The organism is Bartonella sp. AA78NXGY (genome assembly GCF_042197005.1).
Lineage (GTDB): Bacteria > Pseudomonadota > Alphaproteobacteria > Rhizobiales > Rhizobiaceae > Bartonella.
Genome location: NZ_JBHIRI010000077.1, coordinates 1 through 871, shown reverse-complemented (window position 1 = coordinate 871; position 871 = coordinate 1). Strand labels below are relative to the sequence as shown.

The 871-nt window shown below is 47.3% G+C and carries 1 protein-coding gene; it reads left to right on the top strand.

Annotated features, from left to right (window positions below; all coding sequences use genetic code 11):
* A partial coding sequence (locus tag ACFINL_RS09715; protein WP_375651489.1) for a hemagglutinin repeat-containing protein occupies positions 1–871 on the top strand: 871 nt, incomplete at both ends.

Here is an 871-nt window from a genome sequence, read left to right as displayed (position 1 = left end):
TAACAATAGGGGTGAGAAACGATGAGATGGAGTATCATCTTCGCACCAAAAACACGAAAGTGGATATGCAAGCCTCTCATGCCGTTGGATCTTCGATAAAATCGGGAGGTGACACCACTGTCATTGCAGGGCAGGATGGCAAATCGCATGATCTTAGCATCACAGGCAGTTCCATTGCGGCTGATGGCAAGGTGGGGCTGAAAGCCAGCAACGATGTCCTGATCAATAATGCAGAGGATAGCTTACATTATGAGATGTCGTACCATAAAGACGGTGGGGTGTTTAGTAGCAGTAAATCTGAGCATAACAAGATGGATGTGCGCCAAGTTGTGGGGTCAAGCATAACAGGGGGTGAAGGCATTGCCATTGATTCCGGAAACAACACGGAAGTTGTCGCCTCGACGCTCATAGCCGGTAAGGCAGAGGAAACGTCAGGAGAGAAAGCACCAGGAGAACAGAAACAAGCGGATATTACCATTCACTCTGGGGGAAAGATTACTATAAAAGGCGCCCAAGAACACTTGGATCAGCAAGCACAATCGTCATCAAGTGGCTTTTTGCATGAGAAATCGTCCGATACATCTCAATCGCATACCACAACGGTCTCCTCTATCCTTGGGGCAACGGGCAACATCGTGTTAGACGCACAAGGAGAAGCCAAGATTTCTGCTTCTCATCTGCTTTCCGGTCAAGATATCAATGTGAGCGGAGAAAGTGTGACGATTGATGGCATGACAGATCATCATAAAAGCCATTCAGAGGAGCATGAAACAGGTTTTGGTGTGGGATCAGGCAAGGGCTTTGTGTCGATATACGGGAGTGAGGGAAAGACAGAAAATGAAGAGAGTTTTGAGCATCAAGGTTCTTCTCT